Origin of the sequence: Rhodovulum strictum (assembly GCF_009649175.1) — a bacterium.
Classification (GTDB): domain Bacteria; phylum Pseudomonadota; class Alphaproteobacteria; order Rhodobacterales; family Rhodobacteraceae; genus Rhodovulum; species Rhodovulum strictum.
Map to the genome: position 1 here is coordinate 1 of NZ_WJPO01000059.1, position 3814 is coordinate 3814.

Annotated in this window: 3 protein-coding genes; 2 read left to right on the forward strand and 1 reads right to left on the reverse strand. The window is 63.2% G+C overall.

Annotation, left to right across the window (positions count from 1 at the left end; all coding sequences use genetic code 11):
• A partial coding sequence (locus GH815_RS18470) for a DUF1998 domain-containing protein (protein ID WP_246176537.1) occupies positions 1-553 on the forward strand: 553 nt, incomplete at its 5' end.
• Between the two features lie 2 nt (positions 554-555).
• On the forward strand, positions 556-2232 hold the full coding sequence (locus GH815_RS18475; protein ID WP_153750192.1) for an NERD domain-containing protein: 1677 nt from the start codon (positions 556-558) through the stop codon (positions 2230-2232).
• Between the two features lie 29 nt (positions 2233-2261).
• Here GH815_RS18475 and GH815_RS18480 read toward each other — a convergent pair.
• Positions 2262-3814, reverse strand: a 1553-nt coding sequence (locus GH815_RS18480) for a DNA cytosine methyltransferase (RefSeq protein WP_153750193.1), incomplete at its 5' end; no start/stop codon positions are given.

Consider the following 3814-nt stretch of genomic DNA (forward strand, 5'->3'; position numbering starts at 1 on the left):
CGCCGCCGGATGGGTGGGTGGATGTTCACCCGGAGATTACGCCGCCTTCAAATTTCCACCAATTCCGAGACACGACCGTGATCGTCCGTTCCCGATGCTGATTTCGGCGAGGTTTCTACTGGTTCACACAACTGCCCACGCTCTTTCGGAGCGGCTGTCGCTCGACAGCGGGTATTCCACCGCTTCCATCCGTGAGAGGCTCTATGTTTCGCCTGGCCCGGGCGGAATGTGCGGATTCCTCCTGTACACCTCCGCGCCGGATTCCGATGGAACGCTCGGCGGATTGTCGCGAAAGGGGCGCACAAGCGAGATTGGTCCGATCCTGCTCGCCGCACTCCGGGATCTGGAGTGGTGCTCTTCCGATCCGCTCTGCAGCAGCGGCATCCTCTCACTCTCCGAGGGATCCGGATCGGCGGCCTGTCACAGCTGCACGTTCCTTCCGGAAACTTCTTGCGAGCATTTCAACCGGCATCTCGATCGCGGCATGCTTGTGGGCACACCCGAAAAGCCGGGGCTAGGGTTCTTCCGCAAGCTGCTTGATGGAGGGTCCTGAGCATGGCGCGCATGTACCCACGGGAATTGCCGCGACATGTTCTGGAAAACCCGAAACTGTCGTCGGAGGTCCGCGTCTACGAGCGGATGCGGGACAAGTTGCCCGGAGACTTCAACTGCTACTATTCACGCTCCTGGCATGAAGCGGATACCGATGGCGCCGAGTTCGACGGAGAAGCGGACTTCATTGTCGCGCACGCCGAACACGGCCTGCTGTTCCTCGAGGTCAAGGGCGGGAGGGTGAGCTGCCGCGAGAACGATGGCCAGTGGCTCAGCGAGGATCGTGATGGGTTCAGATTCAGGATCAAGAACCCGCTGTCTCAGGCGCGCAGCAGCAAGCACCATTTCCTGAAGCGCCTGAATGCCGGCAAGATGCTCAGAGGCCGTTTCATCCGGGCACGCCATGGTGCGATCCTTCCTGGGAGCGTCAGACCCGCACGCGCCCTCGCGCCAGATGCGCCGCTCGACATAATCGCATTCGGCGACGACATGGACGCCCTCGATCGCTGGATTATCCGGCGGATGACCGACGGTGGCGACTTGCGCGAAAGCCCCCTCGGTCTGGATGGTCTCAGGGCGCTTGAAGAGCTTCTTGCAAGCCATTTCGAGCTGAAGGCACATATCGGCATCAGCCTTGCCGACGACGCCAGAACCATCGAGCGGCTGACGGCTGAACAGGCCTGGATCCTCGACTCGCTTGAAGACAACAGGGAAATGGCGATCTCGGGAGGAGCCGGCAGTGGAAAGACAGTACTGGCTGTCGAAAAGGCGATCAGATCGGCCGCCGAGGGCCGCCGGACGCTCCTGACCTGCTTCAACGCTCCGCTGGCATCTCATCTGCGCAGCGTCTGCCAGGGTCATGAAAACCTGGTGGTGGCCAGTTTCCATGCGTTGTGCCGGACCTTGGCGCACAAGGCCGGAGTCGACGTCCCCACAGAGGTCGACCAGTCCCTTTTCGACCGCCTGCTGCCAGAAGCACTTGTCGAAGCAGTCAGCAACAATCCCGATCTGGCCTTCGACACCGTCATCGTCGATGAGGGGCAGGACTTTCGAGACTTATGGTTGAACTCCCTGCGCCTTGCGATCAGCGACCCCGAAACCGGGAGTTTCTATGTCTTCTATGATGACAACCAGCGCCTTTTCTCGCCCGAGAGGGGATTCATAGATGCTCTACCTGCATCGTCGATCGCACTGACTCGAAATCTTCGGAACACGCGACGAATTCATGCCCTGATGACGAAGTGGTATGAGGGACGCCGTAGCACACCCGCAGGACCGGAGGGGGAGCCTGTAGGCAGCCTCGTGTGTCGCAATGGGGAAATGGCGCTTTCTCGCGTGAGCGATCGTGTCGCGCAACTTCTTGTCTCCGGTCAGGTCCTGCCGGGGCAGATAGCGATACTCGTGGGAGGTGGCCGTACAACGATGTCACTGCCGGACAAGATTGCCGGGAAGCCGACCTGCCGTTCCGATGACGTCCGGTCGGATCATATCGTCCTTGACACAGTCCGGCGGTTCAAGGGGCTGTCACGCCCATGCGTGTTTCTTGTCGGCATCGATGGGCTGACTGATCCCGAACTGATCTACGTCGCGACAAGCCGGGCGAACGTCCTGCTGGAAATCGTTGGTACAGCCGAAGACATCGCACGCCTCAAGCAGGAGGTTGATGCCATTGGTCGGTGAGGCCCTGCGGTTTCAGGCCATCTCGCTCCTCAGCCGAACAGATCCTTGCGAAGCCGCTTCGGGTCGGTGGACGCCACGTGGAACTCTCGCTGGTCGGTGCCCTGACGCTTTGGGTCGACGCAGGTGATTGCGTTCAAAACGATGTTCGCGATCTGCCTTGCAAGGAACGGTGGCACGGCGTTGCCGACCTGGACGTACTGCTGCGTCCGGTTGCCGAGGAAGTAATAGTCATCCGGGAAGGTCTGCAGGCGCGCCGCCTCGCGCACGGTGAGGCTGCGGCACTGCATTGGATCGGGGTGGATGAAGTAGTGGCCGTCCTTCGAGATGTGGCTCGTGACCGTGGTCGATGGCTCCCCGGCGACCTGGACCCGGAAGCGGTCGTTGAAAACGCCGCTGTGCCAGTTGCGATGGTCGGGGCTGAGCGACAGCGGGAAATCGGAAGCCTTCGGGCTGTAACCGCGCACCGCGCCGAAGACGGCAGCGAACAGATAGCGGCCTAGGTCCGAGGGCATGTGCCCACGGGTCTCGTGCTGGGCGATGCCACGCAGCGCAGGGTTCTCCAGCGAGGAAAGGAGTTTTTCGTTCGACGTGCCATACCCCTCGGGGCGCTGTGCCGACAGGCGGGGTGCCAGCAGTCCATTCTTCAGGCCCGTCGCAACGGCGGAGAAGACGTCGCGCAGCGGTCCGTCCTCCTTGCCGCGGTGGATGCCTGCCAGCAGCGCGGCAGCCTCGACGACCTCTCGCCGCCAGCTCGCCGGGTCGTCGCGACCGCGGCTCAGGCCGCTGCGCAGGTCCGGCATCATGCCGATGGCATCGTCGACCGTCCGTGTCACCCCGGAAACCGGTACACTTGTCCCGGTGGCCCTGTCCGCCAGATCTGAACGGATGCCAACGATGATCACGCGGTGACGCCGCTGCGGCACCCCCCATTCCTCGGCGCGGACGATGAAATCCGAGGGCTGCGCGGCCTCCTGCAGGCTGGCGCTGCCGTCCGCCACCCGGATCGCCCGCATCTCGTAGTGATGCCCCCGCCCGGTGCCGAGCGAGGCGAGGTCTTCCATCAGCATCTCGAAGACGAGGCGGCTCTCGACCGTCGAGGACAGCATGCCCTTGACGTTCTCCATGACGAAGGCGGCGGGGCGCAGGCGGTCGAGCACGCGGATGTATTCGCGGAAGAGATAGTGCCTCTCGTCCTCCTCGGGGACATATCCGATCTTCCCCTTCGCCCGAGCGCGCCCGACAAGCGAGTAGGCCTGGCAGGGGGGGCCTCCGATCAGGATGGTGTCGTCGAAATCCCGGTGCAGCGTACCGATGGCATGATCGATGGCGGCGGCAGCCGGTTCCGTCCCGAGTTCGAGGCATTGCGCCTCCGCCGTCGCATGCTGCCACGCCGCCGCATCCACCTCGCTCCAGTCAGCCTCCAGGATCAGTCCGGCGTGGAAGTCGATGAAGGCCTTCGGCAACGCTCCGTGACGCGCCTGATGCGCCCGCAGGAAGGCGCGCAAGGTCAGCGTGCGATGCGCCGAGGCCTCCTTCTCGACCGAGATGCCGATCCGGAACGGCGCGTGGCCGCCGACATCGA

What these genes read in the sequence shown, in the direction of transcription:
- GH815_RS18475 (WP_153750192.1), top strand. Translation starts at nt 556, where the DNA reads ATGGCGCGCATGTACCCACGGGAATTGCCGCGACATGTTCTGGAAAAC.